General features: G+C 63.5%; 16 protein-coding genes. 9 read left to right on the top strand and 7 right to left on the bottom strand.

Features of this window, described 5'->3' with window-relative positions:
- The first annotated feature begins 265 nt into the window (after positions 1–265).
- Positions 266–1,585, top strand: a complete 1,320-nt coding sequence (locus tag J7573_RS19670) for an NCS2 family permease (protein WP_294339236.1) — start codon at positions 266–268, stop codon at positions 1,583–1,585.
- A 226-nt stretch (positions 1,586–1,811) separates the two neighbouring features.
- Here J7573_RS19670 and uraH read toward each other — a convergent pair whose 3' ends face one another.
- Positions 1,812–2,165, bottom strand: coding sequence for a hydroxyisourate hydrolase (gene uraH / locus J7573_RS19665; RefSeq protein WP_054884130.1), 354 nt, complete (start codon positions 2,163–2,165; stop codon positions 1,812–1,814).
- 376 nt (positions 2,166–2,541) lie between these two features.
- Here uraH and puuE point away from each other — a divergent pair, with 376 nt between their 5' ends.
- The 7 genes from puuE (at position 2,542) to J7573_RS19630 (ending at position 9,549) form a co-directional block, all read left to right on the top strand.
- A complete protein-coding gene (gene puuE, locus J7573_RS19660; RefSeq protein ID WP_027921250.1) occupies positions 2,542–3,468 on the top strand; it encodes an allantoinase PuuE in 927 nt (308 codons plus the stop codon).
- Entirely contained in the window at positions 3,468–3,983 is a 516-nt protein-coding gene (uraD, locus tag J7573_RS19655; RefSeq protein WP_294339154.1) for a 2-oxo-4-hydroxy-4-carboxy-5-ureidoimidazoline decarboxylase, read from the top strand. Before puuE ends, uraD begins: the two co-directional genes overlap by 1 nt.
- Before the next feature lie 51 nt (positions 3,984–4,034).
- Positions 4,035–4,538: an ureidoglycolate lyase gene (locus J7573_RS19650; protein ID WP_054884133.1), complete on the top strand. Its 504-nt coding sequence runs from the start codon at positions 4,035–4,037 to the stop codon at positions 4,536–4,538.
- Between the two features lie 45 nt (positions 4,539–4,583).
- A complete protein-coding gene (locus tag J7573_RS19645) occupies positions 4,584–5,912 on the top strand; it encodes a urate hydroxylase PuuD (protein WP_294339149.1) in 1,329 nt (442 codons plus the stop codon).
- Between the two features lie 214 nt (positions 5,913–6,126).
- Positions 6,127–7,482, top strand: coding sequence for a nucleobase:cation symporter-2 family protein (locus tag J7573_RS19640; RefSeq protein WP_294339146.1), 1,356 nt, complete (start codon positions 6,127–6,129; stop codon positions 7,480–7,482).
- A 144-nt stretch (positions 7,483–7,626) separates the two neighbouring features.
- Positions 7,627–8,412, top strand: coding sequence for an outer membrane protein OmpK (locus J7573_RS19635; protein WP_294339143.1), 786 nt, complete (start codon positions 7,627–7,629; stop codon positions 8,410–8,412).
- Between the two features lie 354 nt (positions 8,413–8,766).
- Positions 8,767–9,549 carry an outer membrane protein OmpK gene (locus J7573_RS19630; protein ID WP_103446549.1) on the top strand — a complete coding sequence of 261 codons (783 nt, stop codon included), beginning with the start codon at positions 8,767–8,769 and terminating at the stop codon, positions 9,547–9,549.
- 66 nt (positions 9,550–9,615) lie between these two features.
- Here J7573_RS19630 and J7573_RS19625 read toward each other — a convergent pair whose 3' ends face one another.
- On the bottom strand, positions 9,616–9,927 hold the full coding sequence (locus tag J7573_RS19625) for a hypothetical protein (RefSeq protein WP_294339135.1): 312 nt from the start codon (positions 9,925–9,927) through the stop codon (positions 9,616–9,618).
- A gap of 153 nt (positions 9,928–10,080) precedes the next feature.
- Here J7573_RS19625 and J7573_RS19620 point away from each other — a divergent pair, with 153 nt between their 5' ends.
- Positions 10,081–12,024 carry an LTA synthase family protein gene (locus J7573_RS19620; protein ID WP_294339134.1) on the top strand — a complete coding sequence of 648 codons (1,944 nt, stop codon included), beginning with the start codon at positions 10,081–10,083 and terminating at the stop codon, positions 12,022–12,024.
- Between the two features lie 139 nt (positions 12,025–12,163).
- Here J7573_RS19620 and J7573_RS19615 read toward each other — a convergent pair whose 3' ends face one another.
- From J7573_RS19615 to J7573_RS19595, 5 genes are read right to left on the bottom strand one after another with little or no spacing between them, the layout of a single operon-like run.
- The gene (locus tag J7573_RS19615; RefSeq protein WP_294339131.1) at positions 12,164–13,078 is read right to left on the bottom strand and encodes a DUF808 domain-containing protein; all 915 of its coding nucleotides are present in this window, start codon (positions 13,076–13,078) and stop codon (positions 12,164–12,166) included.
- A gap of 48 nt (positions 13,079–13,126) precedes the next feature.
- Positions 13,127–14,548: an efflux transporter outer membrane subunit gene (locus J7573_RS19610; RefSeq protein ID WP_294339128.1), complete on the bottom strand. Its 1,422-nt coding sequence runs from the start codon at positions 14,546–14,548 to the stop codon at positions 13,127–13,129.
- Positions 14,545–17,616 (bottom strand): efflux RND transporter permease subunit, encoded by a 3,072-nt coding sequence (locus J7573_RS19605; RefSeq protein ID WP_294339126.1) that lies wholly within the window; start codon positions 17,614–17,616, stop codon positions 14,545–14,547. Before J7573_RS19605 ends, J7573_RS19610 begins: the two co-directional genes overlap by 4 nt.
- A complete protein-coding gene (locus tag J7573_RS19600; RefSeq protein ID WP_294339122.1) occupies positions 17,613–20,684 on the bottom strand; it encodes an efflux RND transporter permease subunit in 3,072 nt (1,023 codons plus the stop codon). Before J7573_RS19600 ends, J7573_RS19605 begins: the two co-directional genes overlap by 4 nt.
- 10 nt (positions 20,685–20,694) lie before the next feature.
- Complete coding sequence (locus J7573_RS19595; protein WP_294339119.1) at positions 20,695–21,786, bottom strand: efflux RND transporter periplasmic adaptor subunit; 1,092 nt, start codon at positions 21,784–21,786, stop codon at positions 20,695–20,697.
- Between the last annotated feature and the right edge of the window lie 195 nt (positions 21,787–21,981).

The raw sequence follows: 21,981 nt of genomic DNA, 5'->3' as shown, positions 1-21,981 counted from the left end.
GGCGATTCCGCAGGGGGCCTTTTACCTATATAGCCGTTATACGACGCATTGAGCACACAAAAGATAAAACATTATTTGCATTCTTTGTACACAAAAGCATAATCCATCGGGCAACATCTTGACCCGTGAGTCAACAAAACGCGTCAGACGTCTGCCTTCCCTCGCGGAGCCACCAAGTGCATTGCTCAGGACCCTGGCTCCAACAACAACAAGAAAGACTTGAGGAGTACTCGCTGTGGAAAGCCGCAAATCCGAAGCCCCTACGCTGGATCTCGCGCCACCGCTCGAAACGAGTTGGCTGGAACGGATTTTCAAACTCAAGCAACACGGCAGCACTGTCAGAACCGAGCTGATCGCCGGGGTGACCACCTTCATCACCATGGCTTACATCATCTTCGTCAACCCCAACATCATGGCCGACGCCGGCATCGACCATGGTGCCGCCTTCGTCGCCACCTGCATCGCCGCCGCGCTGGGCTGCCTGCTGATGGGCCTGTACGCCAACTGGCCGGTGGGCCTGGCGCCAGGCATGGGGCTGAATGCCTTCTTTACCTACACCGTGGTCGGCACCATGGGCTACAACTGGGAAACGGCGCTGGGGGCGGTATTCGTCTCGGGCGTGCTGTTCATGTTCCTGACCTTGTCACGCGTGCGCGAATGGCTGCTCAACAGCATCCCGGTGAGCCTGCGCCATGCCATGGGGGCCGGCGTCGGATTGTTCCTCGGGCTGATCGGCCTGAAGACCGCCGGCATCATCGTCGACAGCCCGGCCACCCTGATCAAGCTGGGTTCGCTGCATGAGCCGGGGCCACTGCTGGCGGCACTGTGCTTCCTGCTGATCGCCATCCTCAGTTACAAGCGCGTGTTCGGCGCAATCCTGATCAGCATCATCGGCGTCACCCTGGCCGGTTGGGGCCTGGGGTTGGTGAAGTTCAGCGGGGTAATGTCGATGCCGCCGAGCCTGGCACCGACCTGGATGGCCATGGATGTGGCGGGCGTGTTCAACGTCAGCATGATCAGCGTGGTGCTGGCGTTCCTGTTCGTGCACATGTTCGACACCGCTGGCACGCTGATGGGCGTGGCGCAGCGGGCCAATCTGGTGGCGCCTGATGGCCGTATTGAAAACCTGTCGCGGGCATTGAAGGCAGATAGTGCTTCGAGCGTGTTCGGTGCCGTGGTCGGTGTACCACCGGTAACCAGTTATGTGGAAAGTGCTGCCGGCGTCGCGGCGGGCGGTCGTACTGGCCTGACGGCGGTAGTGGTTGGCCTGCTGTTCGTAGCGGCGATGTTCTTTGCTCCGCTGGCCGGGATGATCCCTGCCTACGCAACTGCGGGCGCGCTGATCTATGTGGCGATGCTGATGATGGGCAGCATGGCGCACATTCATTGGGACGAAGCGACCGACAGTATTCCGGCGATCGTCACGGTGATCATGATGCCGCTGACCTTCTCCGTCGCCGACGGTATCGCCCTGGGCTTCATCAGCTATGTGGCATTGAAGGCGGGTACCGGCAAGTACAAGGAAATCTCCGCCAGCCTGTGGGTCCTGTGCGCGATCTTCATTGCCAAGTTCGTGTTCCTCTGACCCTCACCGCACCCACCAAGGGCGCTTCGGCGCCCTTTCTTTATTGCTAAAATCTGTGCTGGCCTCTTCGCGGGTAAACCCGCTCCCACAGGACTTGTGGTGACCCTGTGGGAGCGGGCTTGCCCGCGAAAGGGCCAACAAAGGCCATACAAAAACAGCAGACGAAAAAAAGCCCGCCAGTGTGGGAGCGGGCCAAAGGACCTACGAAGATTCTTCTAGCGACCAACTAGCTTCCGCGATAGGTCGAATAGCTGTACGGCGAGATCAGCAGCGGCACGTGGTAGTGCTCCTGCTTTTCATCGATGCCGAAGCGCAGCACGACAACATCCAAAAATGCAGTGTCCGGCAGCTGCACGCCGCGGGCACGGTAGTAGGCGCCAGCGCTGAACTGCAGCTGGTAGACGCCGGTACGATAATCGTCACCTTGCAGCAGCGGCGCGTCGACGCGGCCATCGCTGTTGGTCAGGGCAGTGTTCACCAGCTCCAGCTGCTGGCCTTCGACGCGGTACAGCTCGACCTTGATCGAGCTGCCTGGGCAGCCATGCGCGGCATCCAGTACGTGTGTGGTCAAACGTCCCATCTGCTTGTCGCCTCTTGTTCAATCTATGGGCAAAAAATACACAGCCAACGCCCCAGCTTAGGGCCTGCGATGTGCGGGAATGACGCCATTAAGACATTTCATCGCCAGATTGTACACAATTTTTTAATCCCTTCCGTCGCAACCCCGCCAATCAGCCCTTCAGTCGCAAATACAGGCGGCGTATGGACGTCAATGTCATTAACTGACCATTCAGGCAGGTTTCTTGCAACACGTTCTCATGCGACAAAAGGGAAGAAATGCGGAAAAACAGGCTTACAAAAGATTTCAGAAGTTGTATACAATCAGCCCATCCGGTGGTGCGACATCCCGACGCGGCCCGCCCACCCCGCACCAACACACAAGAAGGAAGACTGCAGTGAGCGCTGACTACCCTCGCGACCTGATCGGTTACGGCAACAACCCTCCTCACCCGCAATGGCCGGGCAACGCTCGCATCGCGCTGTCTTTCGTCCTCAACTACGAAGAAGGCGGCGAACGCAACATCCTGCACGGTGACAAAGAGTCCGAAGCCTTCCTGTCCGAGATGGTAGCCGCCCAGCCGCTGCAGGGTGCGCGCAACATGAGCATGGAATCGCTGTACGAGTACGGCAGCCGCGCCGGCGTGTGGCGTCTGCTCAAGCTGTTCAAGGACAGCGGCGTACCGCTGACCATCTTCGCCGTGGCCATGGCTGCCCAGCGCCACCCCGACGTGATCCGCGCCATGGCCGAAGCCGGCCACGAGATCTGCAGCCACGGCTACCGCTGGATCGACTACCAGAACATGGACGAGGCCCAGGAGCGCGAGCACATGCTCGAAGCCATCCGCATCCTCACCGAACTCACCGGCGAACGCCCAGTGGGCTGGTACACCGGCCGCACCGGCCCAAACACCCGCCGCCTGGTGATGGAAGAAGGTGGCTTCCTCTATGACAGCGACACCTATGACGACGACCTGCCCTACTGGGAGCCGAACAACCCGACCGGCAAGCCGCACCTGGTGATCCCGTATACCCTGGACACCAACGACATGCGCTTCACCCAGGTGCAGGGCTTCAACTGCGGCGAGCAGTTCTTCCAGTACCTGAAAGACGCCTTCGACGTGCTCTACGCCGAAGGTGCCGAAGCACCGAAGATGCTGTCCATCGGCCTGCACTGCCGCCTGGTCGGCCGCCCGGCACGCCTGGCCGCGCTCAAGCGCTTCGTCGATTACGCCAAGAGCCACGACCAGGTCTGGTTCGCCCGTCGCGTGGACATCGCCCGCCACTGGCACGCCACCCACCCGTACAAGAAAGAGAACGCCTGATGACCGCCTTCAAGACCCTCAAGCCATCCGCCCTGGACCGTGACGCCTTCGTCAAGGTGTTCGCCGACATCTACGAGCACTCGCCGTGGGTCGCCGAAAAAGCCTACGACCTGGGCCAGCTGGGCGAACTGGACGAGATCGAGGCGCTGCACCAGCGCATGAGCGACATCCTGCTCAGCGCCAACCATGCCGACCAGCTGGCGCTGATCAACGCTCACCCGGACCTGGCCGGCAAGGCCGCCATCCAGGGCGAGCTGACCGAATCGAGCACCAACGAACAGGCCGGCGCCGGCATCCACGAGTGCACCGCCGAAGAGTTCGCCCGCTTCACCGAACTGAACGACACCTACAAGGCCAAGTTCCAGTTCCCGTTCATCATGGCGGTCAAGGGCAGCAACCGGCACCAGATCCTCGCCGCCTTCGAAAAACGCATCCACAACGATACCGATGCCGAATTCAAGGAAGCCCTGGCGCAGATCAACCTGATCGCCCTGTTCCGCCTGCTGCAGCTGTAAGCAACAGCCGAACCCTTATTCAGAAAAACGAACAATAGAAGAGATAACCGCATGCGCACCCTGATGATCGAGCCCCTGACCAAAGAAGCCTTCGCCGAATTCGGAGACGTGATCGAAACCGATGGCAGCGACCACTTCATGATCAACAACGGCTCGACCATGCGCTTTCACAAGCTCGCCACGGTCGAGACCGCCGAGCCTGAAGACAAGGCGATCATCAGCATCTTCCGCGCCGACGCGCAGGACATGCCGCTGACCGTGCGCATGCTGGAGCGCCATCCGCTGGGCAGCCAGGCTTTCATCCCGCTGCTCGGCAACCCCTTTCTGATCGTGGTCGCGCCGGTTGGCGATGCACCTGTATCAGGCTTGGTCCGTGCCTTCCGTAGTAACGGCAGGCAGGGCGTTAATTACCATCGCGGCGTCTGGCACCACCCGGTGCTGACGATCGAAAAGCGGGATGACTTCCTGGTGGTTGATCGCAGCGGTTCTGGCAACAACTGCGATGAGCATTACTTCACCGAGGAACAGATGCTGATCCTCAATCCCCACCAATAAGAAAAGGTCGGTCATCGTTCACGGTGATCGGCAGAGGTACATACTGTGGAAGCACACCTTCACGAATGGCTGAACCTGAGCATTCGCTGGGTTCACATGATCACCGGTGTCGCCTGGATCGGTGCATCGTTCTACTTCGTCTGGCTGGAGAACCACCTGAACCGAAGCAACCCGCGCGATGGGTTGTCGGGTGATCTCTGGGCGATTCACGGCGGTGGTATCTACCACCTGGAGAAATACAAGCTCGCGCCCCCGAAAATGCCCGAGAACCTGCACTGGTTCAAATGGGAAGCCTACTTTACCTGGATGTCCGGTATCGCCCTGCTGTGCGTGGTGTTCTACTGGAACCCGAGCCTCTACCTGCTGGCACCCGGCAGCACCCTGAGCGGTGCCGAAGGCGTGGCCATCGGTATCGGTTCGCTGGTCGCCGGCTGGTTCATCTACGACTTCCTGTGCGACTCGCCGTTGGGCAAGCACCCTGCCCTGCTCGGCGCCGTGCTGTTCGTCCTGATCATCGCCGCCTGCTTCGGCTTCAGCCTGGTGTTCAGCGGCCGTGGTGCGTACCTGCACACCGGTGCGATCATCGGCACCATCATGGTCGGTAACGTGTTCCGCATCATCATGCCGGCCCAGCGCCAGCTGGTGGCGGCGATCGAGAACAACCAGACCCCGGACCCGGTACTGCCGGCCAAGGGCCTGCTGCGCTCGCGTCACAACAACTACTTCACCCTGCCGGTGCTGTTCATCATGATCAGCAACCACTTCCCGAGCACCTACGGTAGCCAGTACAACTGGCTGATCCTGGCCGGTATCGCAGTAGCAGCGGTTCTGATCCGCCACTACTTCAACACCCGCCACGACAGCAACAAGTACGCCTGGACCCTGCCGGTCGGTGCCCTGGCGATGATCTGCCTGGCCTATGTCACCGGCCCCAAGCCGATCGCAGTCAGCCCTGAGCAGGCCGCAGCCAAGGTCGAGTACCAGCCACTGCCAGCCACCGCCGTGGGTGGCAAGACCGCCGCCGAGCTGCGTGCCGAGGAAGCCGCCAAGGCCGCCGAAGCGCCAGCCGCACCCGCCGAAGCCCCGGCCCAGGCGACCGCACAGGCCGCCGGTGGCGACTTCGAGAAGATCCACAAAGTCATCCAGGAACGCTGCAGCGTGTGCCACTCGTCGAAACCGACCAGCCCACTGTTCAGCGCAGCCCCTGCCGGCGTGATGTTCGACACCCCGCAGCAGATCCAGGCCCAGGCCGCGCGCATTCAGGCGCAAGCGGTCGCCAGCCAGATCATGCCACTGGGCAACATCACCCAGATGACCGCCGAAGAGCGCAAGCTCGTCGGTGACTGGATCGCCAAAGGCGCCCAGGTCAACTGATCCACCCTCTCCTGCCTGGGCGTCCGCGCGCCCGGGCGGGGGCGGCCTTGCGCCGCGAAGAGGCCGGCAACCCCGGCCTCACCCTTATAGATTCATGCAACAAGCAAGCATCGAGCGTTCGACTGCATGCGGGAACCCCAGGCTGCCGCCACCGGGCCTGCCGTATGCGACTGGCGCTTGGATCCGAGAATAAAAACAAAACTCGAGGTGCTGCATGTCCGAGTCACGCAAGGCGTACATTCCAGTTGCGCCGCCGCGACAGCCTCTGCCCCTGTTCCAACTGATCCTGGTTGGCCTGCAACATGTGTTGCTGATGTACGGAGGTGCGATCGCCGTCCCTCTGATCATCGGCCAGGCCGCTGGTTTGTCTCGTGAAGAAGTCGCTTTCCTGATCAACGCCGACCTGCTGGTCGCCGGTGTCGCCACCATCATCCAGTCGTTCGGTATCGGCCCGGTCGGGATCCGCATGCCAGTGATGATGGGTGCCAGCTTCGCTGCCGTCGGCAGCATGGTGGCCATGGCCGGCATGCCGGGCGTAGGCCTGCAGGGGATCTTTGGCGCGACCATCGCTGCCGGGTTCTTCGGCATGCTGATCGCACCGTTCATGTCCAAAGTCGTACGCTTCTTCCCGCCGCTGGTCACCGGTACGGTGATCACCTCGATTGGCCTGTCGCTGTTCCCGGTGGCAGTCAACTGGGCCGGTGGCGGCCAGGACGCCGCGACCTTCGGTTCGCCGATCTACCTGCTGGTGGCTGGCCTGGTGCTGGCCGTCATCCTGTTGATCAACCGCTTCATGCGCGGCTTCTGGGTCAACGTGTCGGTCCTGGTGGGCATGGGCCTGGGCTACATCCTGGCCGGTTCCATCGGCATGGTCGACCTGTCGGGCCTGAGCGACACGCCGTGGCTGCAAGTGGTGACCCCACTGCACTTCGGCATGCCGACCTTCAGCCTGGCGCCGATCCTGTCGATGTGCCTGGTGGTGGTGATCATCTTCGTCGAGTCCACGGGCATGTTCCTCGCCCTGGGCAAGGTGACAGACCGTGAAGTGACCCCCGGGATGCTGCGTCGCGGTCTGTTGTGCGATGCCGGTGCGTCGTTCATCGCCGGTTTCTTCAACACCTTCACCCACTCCTCGTTCGCCCAGAACATCGGCCTGGTGCAGATGACGGGTGTGCGTTGCCGCTACGTCACGATCACGGCAGGTGGACTGCTGATCGTGCTCAGCCTGCTGCCCAAGGCGGCCTTCCTGATCGCCTCGATCCCGCCTGCGGTATTGGGCGGCGCGTCCATCGCCATGTTCGGCATGGTCACCGCCACCGGGATCAAGATCCTCCAGGAAGCCGACATCGGCGACCGCCGCAACCAGTTGCTGGTGGCGGTGAGCGTCGGCTTCGGCCTGATCCCTGTGGTCAAGCCGGAGTTCTTCGCGCAGATGCCGCAGTGGATGGAACCGATCACCCACAGCGGGATCGCCATGGCCACGGTCAGTGCCCTGGTGCTCAACGTGCTGTTCAACATCCTCGGTGGTGCCGAGCGCGCCGTGCACAACGACGCCTGCCACGAGCATTGAGCCCTGAGCGGGGCGGCGCCGTTTGCCGCCCCTGCTCATTTCCTGCAGTAACCGCTTCACCGTCGGCCCGCCGGAATGGGCCGCTCGGGGCGCCTGCGCGCCGAAAAAACCGCCAACAAAAACAATAAGTCCGGGAATCACAACATGAAGCGCATCACCTCGTCCCTGCTGCTGGGCAGCAGCCTGCTGGCCACCCTCCCCGCCCATGCAGGCGATTGGCTGCTGTGGCACGGCGAAAGCCTGACGTACCTGTACGGCAAGGACTTCAAGATCAACCCCGATATCCAGCAGACCATCACCTTCGAACACGCCAACAAATGGAAGTACGGCGACACGTTCTTCTTCGTCGACAAGATCTTCTACAACGGCAAGGCCGACCCCGGCAAAGGCGAAGACACCTACTACGGTGAGTTCAGCCCGCGCCTGTCGTTCGGCAAGATCTTCGACCAGAAGCTCGCCTTCGGCCCGATCAAGGACGTGCTGCTGGCGATGACCTACGAACGTGGCGAAGGCGACAACGAGGCCTATCTGATCGGCCCCGGCTTCGACCTGGACATTCCCGGCTTCAACTATTTCACCCTGAACTTCTATGTACGCAACACCGAGGGTGACCGCCCCGGTGACAACGTCTGGCAGATCACCCCCGGCTGGTCCTACACCATCCCTGTGGGCAAATCCGACATTCTGATCGACGGCTACATGGACTGGGTCACCGACAACGACCAGAACAACCGTGGCACCTATCACGCCAACCTGCACTTCAACCCGCAGGTCAAGTACGACCTGGGCAAGGCCCTGAACATCGGTGCCAAGCAGCTTTATGTCGGCTTCGAGTACAGCTACTGGAAAGACAAGTACGGCATCGACAGCCGCGGCAACCTGGACAGCAATCAGAGTGTCGCCAGCGCCCTGATCAAAGTACACTTCTGAAAATCTGACCAAACGCTCAAGTTTGAGTCAGCGTGCTCCAGGACGGAGCACTTGAGGCGCGGCGCGCAAGCCAGTAATCTGCGCGCCCCCTCGATCAGGGCAGGATGGATTCTGCCTGCGTTTACTGACCGCTCAGTCAATGAATTCGGGCGGTTGGCCAACGTGTTGCCAGCCTGATACACCCATTTTCATCCGTTCAGAACGAAGTCGAGCAGGAAGGTAGCAGCTAACCCCGAAAAGTTGGCGCAGCTCTTGCCAAACAGCTGTGGCCAATCGAAAAAAGCTGACCCAAAAGACAAAAAAGCGCCTGTAACGAGCGCTGACAACAGATCAATCAAGGGAGCGACACTCGCAATGCGTACCATCAATAGCCTGATTCTCGCGGGCGGCCTGCTGGCCTGCGGCACCACCTTCGCCGGCGACCTGCTGCAGTGGCAGAACAACAGCCTGACCTACCTGTGGGGCAAGAACTTCAAGGTCAACCCCGATACTCAGCAAACCTTCACCTTCGAGCATGCCGATGGCTGGAAGTACGGCGACAACTTCTTCTTCGTCGACAAGATCTTCTACCAGGGCAAGAAGGACGCCAACAACGGCCCCAACAGCTACTACGGCGAGTTCAGCCCACGCCTGTCGTTCGGCAAGATCTTCGACCAGAAGCTCGAGTTCGGCCCGGTCAAAGACGTGCTGCTGGCTGCGACCTACGAGTTTGGCGAGGGTGACGTCGAGTCGTACCTGATCGGCCCAGGCTTCGACCTGAACATCCCCGGTTTCGACTACTTCCAGCTGAACTTCTACAACCGCATGCCTGAAGGCAGCCGTGCGGGCAACAATGTCTGGCAGATCACCCCGGTCTGGTCCTACACCATTCCGGTCGGTGACTCCGATGTGCTGATCGATGGTTTCATGGACTGGGTCGTCGACAACGACGAGAACCGTCACGGCACCTACCACGCCAACCTGCACTTCAACCCACAGATCAAGTACGACCTGGGCAAGGCCCTGCACCTGGGCGAGAAGCAGTTGTATGTGGGTGTCGAGTACGACTACTGGAAGGACAAGTACGGGATCAAGGACAGCGATGGCTTCACCACCGACCAGAACACCATGAGCTTGCTGGTGAAAGTGCACTTCTGATCGGCTGATTCGTGACAGCGCCGTTGCCTGACGGCGCCGTCATGATCCCGCCTTGTAAGTTTAAACTTACAAATTTTTAAGACTTATCTTACTTGCAGATAAAGCTGCCTTTGTGGTCAAAAAAATGGCCGCAGGCAGTAACATGCCAAATACCAGCAACACCAACTCCACTGCATGGTGTGGAATTACCCGGAAGATATCCAACACCAGCATTGCGGCATTGATCGCCAATGCCAGGCCGAACATCGCACAGCACTTGTAAAGGGCCTGAGTGTCGGCGCCGCGCAGCAGAAAGCCAAAGCCCAGAGCCCCCCACGCCAGCGCCGTGAACAGGTAAAGTGCGAGGTGATAGGCGTCGTACGTCAGTACACCAAACATGTGGGCGTTTCCTCCCGAGCAAATTTGAAATGGCAAGTTACGACTATAAAGCCATCGCCTTCGCCTTTACTGCGATTTTTTGACATTATTTTTGCAGTTTTTCGACTAGACTCGCTGCCCTCGCACAACCAAGAAAGAAAACAGGCCAACCTGATGCGTACTCCCCTCGCCGCGCCATGGCGCTATCTGCTGTTACTCTGCTCCACCTGGTTCGGCATATTCCTGCTGACACGTTTCATATTGCTGGCCACTCACCTGGATGAGGTCAGCGGCAATTATTTCTCGATCTTCTTCGACGGTGCCCTCTACGACCTGAGCTTCCTCATCTACACCGCCCTGCCACTGGGCGTGTACCTGGTACTGTGCCCGAATGCCTTGTGGCGCTCGCGTGCTCACTGCTGGCTGCTCGCCGGCGTGTGGGTGGTCAGCCTGTTCGTGATGCTGTTCGTTGCCGTGGCCGAGTGGCTGTTCTGGGACGAATTCGGCGTACGCTTCAACTTTATCGCAGTCGACTACCTGGTCTATTCCAAGGAAGTGCTGGATAACATTCGCGAGTCCTACCCACTGCCAGCACTGCTCGGCAGCATCGCGGTGGCTGCGGTCCTGCTCGCCCTGGTGCTGCGCAAGCCGCTGACCCAGGCCCTCGCCAGCCCCGCCGCCACCTCGCGTCAGCGCTGGTCCGGGCTAGCCGTGCTGGCGGTGCTGGTCGGCCTGAACATCGTGGTGATCGACCAGCAGTTCCCGCGCGGCCAGGGCGGCAACGCCTACCAACGCGAGCTGGCCAGCAACGGCCCGTACCAGTTCTTCGCCGCCTTCCGTAACAACGAACTGGACTACACCCAGTTCTACGCCAGCCTCGGTGCCGGCGAAGTCGGCGCGCAGATGCACCAGGAACTGGCCGAACCCAACGCCCGCTTCCAGGGCCAGGAACCTCAGGACATCCGCCGCCACATCAGTGCCAGCGGTGAACAGCGCACGCCGAACATCATCCTGGTGACCATCGAGAGCTTCAGCGCCAAGTACATGGGCAGCAACGGCGATGCGCGCAACCTCACGCCAAACCTCGATGCCCTGCGCCGCGAGAGCCTGTACTTCAACAACTTCTACGCCACCGGCACCCGCACCGACCGCGGCCTGGAAGCCATCACCCTGTCGATCCCGCCCACCCCGGGCCGCTCGATCGTCAAGCGCATCGGTCGCGAAAGCGGCTACGCCAGCCTTGGCCAGCAACTGACCGCCAGAGGCTACGACGCCGTGTTCGTCTACGGCGGGCGCGGCTACTTCGACAACATGAACGCGTTCTTCAGCGGCAATGGCTACCGCATCGTCGACCAGAGCAGCGTCGATGAAAGCGAAATCAGCTTCAAGAACGCCTGGGGCATGGCTGACGAGGACCTGTACCGGCAGACCCTCAAGCTGGCCGATGCCGATTACGCCCAGCAGAAGCCGTTCTTCCTGCAACTGATGACCACCTCGAACCACCGCCCCTACACCTACCCGGACGGCCGTATCGACATCCCGTCAGGCGACGGCCGCGAAGGCGCGGTGAAGTACACCGACCATGCCATCGCCCAGTTCCTCAAGGAAGCCAAGGGCAAGCCGTGGTTCGACAACACCCTGTTCGTGTTTGTCGCCGACCACACGGCCGGCAGTGCCGGGGTCGAAGACCTGCCAGTGAACAACTACCAGATCCCGTTGTGGATCTACGCACCGAAAATGATCGAGCCCCGCGAAGAAGCCAAGCTGGCCAGCCAGATCGACCTGGCGCCCACCTTGCTGGGCCTGCTCAACTTCGACTACACCTCGACCTTCTTCGGCCGCGACCTGCTCAAGGAAGACGACCTGCCGCCACGCGTGCTGATCGGCAACTACCAGCACCTGGGGCTGTTCGACGGCAACAACCTGGCCATTCTCAGCCCGCGTGGCGGCATGCGTGTGCATGAGGACGCCCTGGGCAAGAGCCATGAAACCACGGTCGCCAGCGACAACCCGCTGATCCGCCGGGCAATCGCCTACTACCAGAGCGCGGCCTACGGCTTCAGCCAGGGCCTGCTGGCCTGGAAACCCGAGCAACAGGACGCCACGACCGAAAACTGATCGCGATGGATGGCACCGGCTCCGCCGGTGTTCGCGGGCTTGCCCGCTCCCACAGGTTTAGCGCTAGCTTCAGGGCATGAGCGATTCCTGTGGGAGCGGGCAAGCCCGCGAACCGGGGCGAAGCCCCGGCCATACAGCCTTAGCGGGCCGAGCGAACCATACGCCACAGTTTCCCCGCAACCGCCACCACCGCCAGTACCACGGCCCCGGCCAGCACACCGGCCACGCCATTGAGCAGGCCGCTGGTCAGTGCCCCTCCGCGCCCTTCGCTGAACGCCTCGATCGCGTGATGCAAGGGCGCCACCCCGTGCACCAGGATCCCGCCACCGACCAGGAACATCGCGGCGGTGCCGATCACCGACAGGCTCTTCATCATGTAGGGCGCGGCGCGCAGGATGCCATTGCCGATCGAGCGGGCCAGCGCTGAAGACTTCTGGGTCATCCACAGCCCCAGGTCGTCAAGCTTGACGATACCGCCCACCAGCCCATACACACCGATGGTCATGACCACCGCGATGCCCGACAGCACGATGATCTGCTGCGTCAGCGGCGAATCGGCGACGATGCCCAAGGTAATGGCGATGATTTCCGCAGAGAGAATGAAGTCGGTACGCACCGCGCCCTTGATCTTGGCTTTCTCGAACGCCACCAGGTCGACACTGGCATCGGCCACGGCCTCCTTGCGCGCCTCATGCTGCTGCTCGTCCTCATCCTTGCTATGCAGGAACTTGTGCGCCAGCTTCTCGAAGCCCTCGAAGCACAGGTAGGCGCCGCCGAGCATCAGCAGCGGCGTCACCGCCCAGGGGATGAACGCGCTGATCAGCAGCGCCGCCGGCACCAGGATCGCCTTGTTCACCAGCGACCCCTTGGCCACCGCCCACACCACCGGGATCTCGCGCTCGGCGCGCACGCCGGTGACCTGCTGGGCATTGAGCGCCAGGTCGTCGCCCAGCACACCTGCGGTCTTCTTTGCCGCGACCTTGGTCATCACCGAGACATCGTCGAGCACCGTGGCAATGTCGTCGATCAGTACCAGCAGACTGCTTGCGGCCATGGAAAGCGCTTCCTTACGGTTCAAAAGCCGCAGCATACCCCGCGCCGTTCAAGGTGCCCAGCCACCGCCCAGGCTCTGGATCAGCGCCACGCTGGCCTGGCTCTGCTGGCCCTGGGCATCGCGCAGGCTCTGTTCGCTCTGCAACAGCAGCAACTGCTGGGTCAGCACCGCCTGCCGACTGGCCACCCCGGCGTGCTGCTGGGACTGCTGACTGGCGAAAAGCTGCTGGTTGCGCTGGTGGATCTGGCCGAAGGTGTCGGCCTGGCGCTGCAGGTGGTTCAGCGCCGACAGGTTGTCTTCGACATTCTGCAGTGCCGCCAGCACCGTACCGCGGTAGTTGGCCACGTCCTGGTCGTAGCCGGCGTAGGCCTGGCGCAAGGCGGCCTCGCGTTCGCCGCCATCGAACAGCGTCGCCGACAGCGCCGGGCCAAGGCTCCAGATACGGTTGGCAGTATTGAACAAGCCGCCCAGCGCACTGCCACGAAAGCCGACTTCTGCGGTGAGGTCCAGGTTCGGGAAAAATGCCGCCTCGGCCACGCCAATGCGGGCATTGGCCGCCGCCGCCGTGCGCTCGGCAGCGATCACATCGGGCCGCCGTTGCAGCAGCACTGAAGGCAGGCTCAAGGGCGGGTGCGGCACGACAAAAGCGTAATCGGCCCTGGGCATCACGTTGAACTGTGCCGGTGCCTGGCCGACCAGCACGGCCAGGGCGTGCTCGAACTGCTCGCGGCTGCGCTGGGCCGTCTGCAGGCTGACGACCACGGCACTCAGCTGATCCTGGGCCACCAGTAGTTGATCGTTGGACGCCGTGCCCTGGAGGAAGCTGGCCTGGGTCATGTCCAGCAACTGCTGGTTGAGCTGCTGTTGCTGTTCGAGCAGGCCAATGTCCAGGTCCAGCTGGCGCAAGCCCAGGTAATTGCTCGCCACGCTGCTGGCGATCGACAGGCGCACGCCGGCCAGCTGGGCGTCCGAGACATCGGCCAGGGCCTGGTTGGACTCGATGGTGCGCCGTACCTGCCCCCACAGATCAGGCTCCCAGCTTGCCCCCAACGTGGCACTGACCGTTTGCTCCACACCGCCGGATGTGCCTGAACCCGCAACACCACTGCCAGCGCTGCTACCACTGCCACCCACGCCTCGACTCATCGACAACCCGGCACTGACGGTCGGCCACAAACCCGCACGACTGATATCGACCTGGGCCTTGGCCTGGCGCCAGGCTGCTTCGGCAGCGACGATCGACTGGTTGGCCCGGGCCGACTGCTCGACCAGGCTGTTCAGCTGGGGGTCGCCAAAGGCCAGCCACCAGCGGCTTGCCAGTGCCCCTTGCGGGTTGGCGGCGGCGCGCTGCCACTGGGTGCCTTCCTTGAAGCCTTGGGGCAGCGCCATCTCAGGACGCTGGTAATCCGGCCCGACCATGCAACCCGTCAGCGACAGTAACAGCAGCAAGCCAGCGATGCGCAGCTTCATGTGCCTTGCTCCTTGGCCTTGCCGCCCAGGCGGTCCAGCCACAGGTAGACCACCGGCGTGCTGTACAGCGTCAGCAGCTGGCTGAACAGCAACCCGCCGATGATCGAGATGCCCAACGGCCGCCGCAGCTCCGCGCCATAGCCATGGCCCAGCACCAGCGGCAATGCGCCCAAGGTGGCTGCCAGGGTGGTCATCAGGATCGGCCGCACCCGCACCAGGCACGCCCGGCGGATGGCGGCGCGGGCGTCGCTGCCCTCGACGCGCCGCTCTTGGAGGGCGAAGTCGATCATCATGATCGCATTCTTCTTGACGATACCGATCAGCAGGATCATCCCCACCAGGGCAATGATCGACAGCTCGGTACCGGTCAGCAGCAGCGCCACCAGGGCACCCACCCCGGCCGAGGGCAAGGTCGAGAGAATGGTCAGCGGGTGCACCAGGTTCTCGTAGAGAATGCCGAGCACGATGTACACCGCCAGTAGCGCGGCGGCGATCAGCAAGGGCTCGCCGGCCAGCGATGCCTTGAACACCTGCGCGGTACCGGCAAACTCGCCGACCACACTGGCCGGCATGCGCAGCTGCGCCACCGCGTTGTCGACCAGCGCCGTGGCCTGGCCGATGGACACCCCAGGGGCCAGGTTGAACGAAGCGGTTACCGCCGGGAAGGTGCCCTGGTGGTTGATGGCGATGGCCGTGCGCGCCAACGACTGGCTGGCCACCGCCATCAGTGGCACCAGCGGCTCGCCTGGCTGCCGGCTGGGCAGGTAGATGGCCTGGAGTGCCGCAGGGTCGGTCCAGTACGACGGCGCCAGGCCCATCACCACATGGTACTGGTTGGCGGCCCGGTACAGCGTCGACACCTGGCGCTGGCCAAACGCGTCGTACAGGGTCTGGTCCACGGCCGACATGCTCACCCCCAGCCGCGCGGCGGCATCACGGCTGACTTGCAGGTGGGTCATCAGGCTGGCGTTCTGCTGGTCGGTATTGACGTCGGTGAGCTGCGGCAGGCCGCGCAGCACGTCGACCACCTTGGGCACCCAGAGGTCGAGGGTGTCCTGGTCATCCGCGGTCAGGGTGTACTGGAACTGCGCCCCACTCTGCCGGCCACCGACGGTGATGTCCTGCGCCGACTGCAGGTACAGCCTGGTGCCCGGCATCGCGCCCAGGGTGTGGCGAATCTGCGCGATGACCTGGTCGGCCGTGGCCTGCCGCTCGCCCTTGGGCTTGAGCGCCACGAACAGCTGGGCACTGTTGATCGCCCCGGAGCCACCGCCGCCGCCACCACCGACGAAACCGCCCACGGTGGCGACATTGGGGTTGCTCACCACCTGGCGGTTGATCTCGCGAAAGTCCGCCTGCATCGCCCCGTAGGACACACTCTGCGAAGCGAGGATGGTGCCACTCAGACGCCCGCTGTCTTCCTGCGGGAAGAACCCCTTGGGCACCACGGTGTACAGCACCACAGCCAGTACCAGCACCAAAAGGGTCAGCAGCCCCATCAGCCGCGAATGGTCGATGACCCAGGCCAGGCTGCGGTCGTAGAACCGGTGGAAGCGCGAGTCCGGCGTGTCTTCGGCTGAGGCCTGCCGTGGCGGGCGCAGCAGCGCGCTGGCCAGCACCGGGGTGACCGTCAGCGAGACCAGCATGGAGATGACGATCGACAGTGACAGGGTCACGGAAAACTCGCGGAACAGCCGGCCGACGATCCCCCCCATCAACAGCAGCGGAATGAACACCGCCACCAGCGACACGCTGATGCTCAGCACCGTGAAGCCGACTTCACCCGCCCCTTCCAGTACCGCCTGTTGCCGCGGCACGCCGCGTTCCAGGTGGCGCATGATGTTCTCCACCACGACGATGGCATCGTCCACCACGAAACCGGTGGCGATGGTCAGCGCCATCAGCGACAGGTTGTTGAGGCTGTAGCCCAGAAAGTACATGGCGCCGAAGGTGCCCAGCAGCGACAGCGGCACGACCGTGGCGGGCACCAGGGTACTGCGCCAGTCACGGAAAAAGCCGTAGGTGACCAAGGTCACCAGCAGGATCGCGGCCAACAGGGTGATCTCCACATCCCGCAACGAGGCGCGGATGGTGGTGCTGCGGTCCATCAGCACGCTCAACTTGATGGTCGCGGGAATCGAGGCCTGCAGCAGCGGCAACTGCGCCTTCACGGCGTCCACCGTGTCGATGACGTTGGCACCGGGCTGCTTGAACAGCACCAGCAGCACCGCCGGCTTGCCATTGAACAGGCCGAAGTTGCGCAGGTCCTCGACGTCTTCGCGCACCTGGCCGAGGTCGGCGATGCGGACCAGGCTGCCGCCGACCTGCTTGACCACCAGCGGTGCGTAATCGGCGGGCGTGTACAGCTGGTCATTGGCTGCCAGCACATGGCTCTGCGCACCAAGCTCGACCACGCCCTTGGGCAGGTTGACGTTGGCGTTGGCGATGGTCGAACGCACCTGCTCCAGGCTCACGCCGTAGTGGTTCAGGCGGTCCGGGTTGAGCTCCACGCGCACGGCCGGCAAGGCCCCGCCGCCGACCGTCACGTCGCCGACCCCGCGGGTCTGCAACAGACGCTGCTCCAGCAGGGTCGAAGCCACGTCGTACATCTGCCCCGGGGTGGCGCTGTCGGAGGTCAGGCCGATGATCAGGATCGGCGAATCGGCCGGGTTGACCTTGCGGTAGGTCGGGTTGCCGGTCAGGTCGCTGGGCAGGTTGCTGCGCGCCGCGTTGATCGCCGCCTGCACATCGCGGGCGGCGCCGTCGATGTTGCGGTCGAGGTCGAATTGCAGGTTGATGCGGGTGGCCCCCAGGGTGCTGGCCGAGGTCATCTGGGTCACCCCGGCGATCTGCCCGAACTGGCGCTCCAGCGGCGTGGCCACCGAAGTGGCCACGGTGTAGGGGTCGGCACCGGGCAACGAGGCACGCACGCTGATGGTCGGGAAGTCCACCTCCGGCAGCGGCGCCACCGGCAGCAAGGTGAAGGCCAGGCCGCCGGCCAGCGCCAGGCCCAGGGCCAGCAGCGCCGTGGCCACCGGGCGCCGGATGAACGGCGCACTGAGGTTCATGGCGTCGCATCCTGCAGCGAACGGCGACGGCAGAAGCGTTGGGCCAGGCCGTTCATTGCCAGGTAGATGACCGGGGTGGTGAACAGCGTCAGCAACTGGCTCAACAGCAGCCCGCCAATGATGGCAATGCCCAGCGGGTGACGCAGCTCGGAGCCAACCCCGCTGCCCAGCGCCAGTGGCACGGCGCCGAACAACGAGGCCAGGCTGGTCATCAGGATCGGCCGCAGGCGCAGCTGTGCGGCGCGGCGGATCGCCTGCAGCGGCTCGGCCCCGTCACGGCGCTGCAGCTCCAGGGCGAAGTCGACCATCATGATGCCGTTCTTCATGACGATGCCGATCAGCAGCACGATGCCGATCAGGCCGATGATGTCGAACTGCAGGCCGCTGACCCACAGCGCCAGCAACGCACCCAGCGCCGCCGAGAGCAGGGTCGAGAGGATGGTCACCGGGTGCACGAAGCTTTCGTAGAGGATGCCGAGCATCAGGTAGACCACGACGATCGCCGCGCCCACCAGGAAGGCCTGGTTGCCCAGCGAGTCGGCGAAGGTCGCCGCCGCCCCCTCCAGCGACACCTGCACCGCCGCCGGCAAGCCCAGTTGTGCCTCGATCACCTTGAGCCGGTTCACTGCCGCGCCCAGGGTCTGCCCCGGCGCCAGGTTGAAGGCGATGTCGGCGTAGGGGAACTGGCCCAGCCGGTTGAGCGTCAGCGGCACCCGCTGCACCTGCTGGCTGGCCATGCTCGACAAGGGCACCACGCCACCACCCGGCAGGCTCACATACAGGCCAGTGAGCAGGTCGGCCAGGTTGTGCGGTGGCCGGTCGCTGACCATCACCACGTGGTACTGGTTGAGCTGCGTGTACAGGGTCGAGACCTGGCGCTGGCCGAAGGCATCGTACAACGCATCGTCGATGGCCTGGGGCGTGACGCCCAGGCGCGAAGCGGTGGCGCGGTCAAAGGTCAGCTGGATCTGGTTGCCGAACTGCAGGGCCTGGCTTTGCACATCGGTGAACATCGGGTCCTGGCGGATCGCCCCCAGCAGCTGGCCGGTCCAGCGTTCGAGGGTGTCCATGTCGGCGGCCTGCAGCCCCAGCCGATAGCTGGTGGTCGACACCGTCGCATCCAGGGTCAGGTCCTGCACGCCGTGCAGGTACAGGCGGATGCCAGCATCGTCGGCATTGGCATCGGCCAGCCGGCGGATCACCACGGCGGCGCTGTCACGTTGGCCGCGCGGTTTGAGGTTGATCAGCAGGCTGCCCTGGTTGAGCGTGGAGTTGTTCTGGTCGATGCCGACGAACGATGACAGGTTCTCCACCGCCGGGTCACGCAAGATACGCGCGACCAGGCGCTGCTGCTGTGCCTGCATGTTGCTGAACGAGGTGGTCGGCGCGGCCTGGGAAATCCCCTGGATCAAGCCGGTGTCCTGTTCAGGGAAGAAACCCTTGGGCATGGCCGAGAGGGTCAGCAAGGTCAAGGCACCGGTCAGCAACACCGACAGCAGGGTCAGGCCACGGTGTGCCAGCACCCAGTCCAGGCCCCGCAGGTAGCGGCCCTCGATGCGGGCGAACAGATCTTGCTGCGCCGGCCCCTGGCGGCGCTGCAACATGCGCGCGCACAGCATCGGGGTCAGGGTGAGGGTAATCAGCGCGGAAATGACGATGGCGACCGCCACGGTCATGGCGAACTCGCGGAACAGCCGGCCCACTACATCACCCATGAACAGCAACGGAATCATCACCGCGATCAATGCGATCGACAGCGAGACGATGGTGAAGCCGATCTGCGCCGCGCCCTTCAGCGCGGCCTGCAGCGGTGTGTCGCCCGCTTCCAGGTAGCGGGTGATGTTCTCGACCATGACGATGGCATCGTCGACCACGAAACCGATGGAAATGGTCAGGGCCATCAAGGTCAGGTTGTTCAGGGAAAAGCCCAGGGTGTAGATCACCGCCAGGGTCCCGACCAGCGTCAGGGGCACGGTCAGCGCCGGAATCAGCGTGGCCGACAGGCTGCGCAGAAACACCAGGATGACCAGCACTACCAGCACAACGGCCACCCCCAGCTCGAACTGCACATCGCTGACCGAGGCCCGGATGGTCTGGGTCCGGTCGGTCAGCACCGCCACCTTCAGCGTGCCGGGCAGGCCGGCACGCAGGGTCGGCAGCAAGTGCTGCACCCGGTCCACCACGTCGATCACGTTGGCCCCAGGCTGACGCTGGATGTTCAGCACGATGGCTGGTGTGGCATTGGTCCAGGCGACCTGTCGCGGGTTCTCCGGCCCCAGGATCGAGCTGGCCACCTGAGACAGGCGAATGGCCGCGCCATTGCGGTAGGCGATCACCAGGTCACGATAGTCTTCGGGCTTCTGCAACTGGTCATTGGCGCCGATGGAGTAGGCCTGGAAACGCCCGTCGATGTTGCCCTTGGCCTGGTTGACGTTGGCGCTGCCCAACAGGGTGCGCAGGTCTTCCAGCGACAGACCGAGGCTGTTGAGTGCCGAGGTGTTGGCCTCGATCCGTACCGCCGGGCGCTGCCCGCCGCTGATGGTCACCAGGCCGACGCCGGTGATCTGCGAAATCTTCTGCGCCAGGCGGGTGTCGGCCAGGTCCTGAACCTTGGTCAGCGGCAGCACATCGGAGGTCAGCGACAAGGTCAGTACTGGCGCATCAGCCGGGTTGACCTTGCTGTAGACCGGCGGGTAAGGCAAGTTGGCCGGGAGGAAGGTACCGGCAGCATTGATCGCCGCCTGCACTTCCTGCTCGGCGACATCCAGCGACAGCGCCAGGTCGAACTGCAAGGTCACCACAGAAACACCATCGGAACTGGTCGAGCCCATCGAACGCAGGCCCGGCATCTCGCCCAGCTGGCGCTCCAGCGGCGCACTGATCGACGAACTGACCACCTCGGGGCTGGCCCCGGGGTACTGGGTGAACACCTGGATGGTCGGGTAGTCGACCTGCGGCAACGCCGACACCGGCAGCAACCGATAGCCGAGAATCCCCAGCAGCAACACGGCGAACATCAGCAGGCAGGTGGCCACCGGCCGCTCGATGAACGGGCGGGAGATGTTCATCAGCCGCGCCTCATTGCGCCACAACCTTGATCACGGAGCCGTCGTCGAGCTTGTCGGCCCCCTCGGTGATCACTTGCTCGCCCTGCCGCACGCCGTCGTCGAGGATCGCCGTGACGTCACCGCTGCTGGGCCCGCTGCGCACATGGCGCAATTGCGCCTTGGCAGCCTGCACGATGAACAGGAAATCGCCCTGGCTGCCATGCTGGATCGCCCGCGTCGGCACCACCGGCACCTGCAGCAAGGTATCGGCCTTGAGCCGGGCATTGACGAACTGGTTGGGGAACAGCGCCGTGCCCGCCTCGTCGAAGCGCGCCTTGACCTTGACCGTACCGGTGCCGACATCGACCTGGTTGTCCAGCGCCAGCAATGTGCCGGTGGCCAGCAGGTTGTGCTTGTCGCGGTCATAGGCGAGCACGCTGACCGGCCCCTTGAGCTGTGCCTGGTGGATCTTGCCCAGGTCGTCCTCGGGCACGGCGAACATCACCATGGCCGGGTGCAGCTGGGTGATCACCGCGATCGGCGTGGTGCTGGTGGTGCTGACATAGTTGCCCGGGTCGACCTGGCGCAAGCCCACCACACCGTCCACCGGCGAGACGATGGTGCAGTAGCCCAACTGCACCTCGAGATTCTGCACCGCGCCCTGGTCGGCGGCCACCGTGCCCGCTTGCTGTTGCGCGGTGGAGGCCTGGGTGTCGAGGGTCTGCTGGCTGACCGAACCGGCCTTGATCAGCTCGCGAAAGCGCGCCAGGTCGCGACGGGCGTTGTCCAGCACCGCCTGGTCGTGGGCCAGCACCCCACGCGCCTGGGCCAGTTGCGCCTTGAGCGCACGGTCGTCGATGCGGGCGATGATCTGGCCCTGGCGCACCGTCTGGCCTTCGCTGAATTCCACGGTGGCGAGGATGCCATTGACCTGGGTGGTCACGCTGACACTGCGCGATGGCGTCACCGTACCCAGGGCATCGATGTACACCGGCACATCCTGCAGCGCCACGGCCACCGCGGCCACCGGCTCGCCGGCGGGGGCCGGTCGCGGCGCGTTCGCGTGGCCCGAGAGCAGCCACCAGGTCAGCAGGCCCAGCAGCAACAGCCCTCCCAGGCCCATCAAAAGTCCGTGCCTTGCCCGTACGCCGTTGACCACGACAGTGCTTCCACGAAGGACGACCCGTTAAAACTCTATCACCCACCCATTCAGGGTAACGCTCGATCCTCGTCTTGTTCAGGCAAGCGACAGCCTGCCCCGCCATTGCACGGTGAGCGGCTACCCGCAAACGAACTACAGATCAAAACGAACAGGACC

This window comes from Pseudomonas sp., assembly GCF_017744435.1.
Lineage (GTDB): Bacteria > Pseudomonadota > Gammaproteobacteria > Pseudomonadales > Pseudomonadaceae > Aquipseudomonas.
Note: the sequence above shows the minus strand (reverse complement) of the source record. Positions and strands in the feature narration are given on the sequence as shown.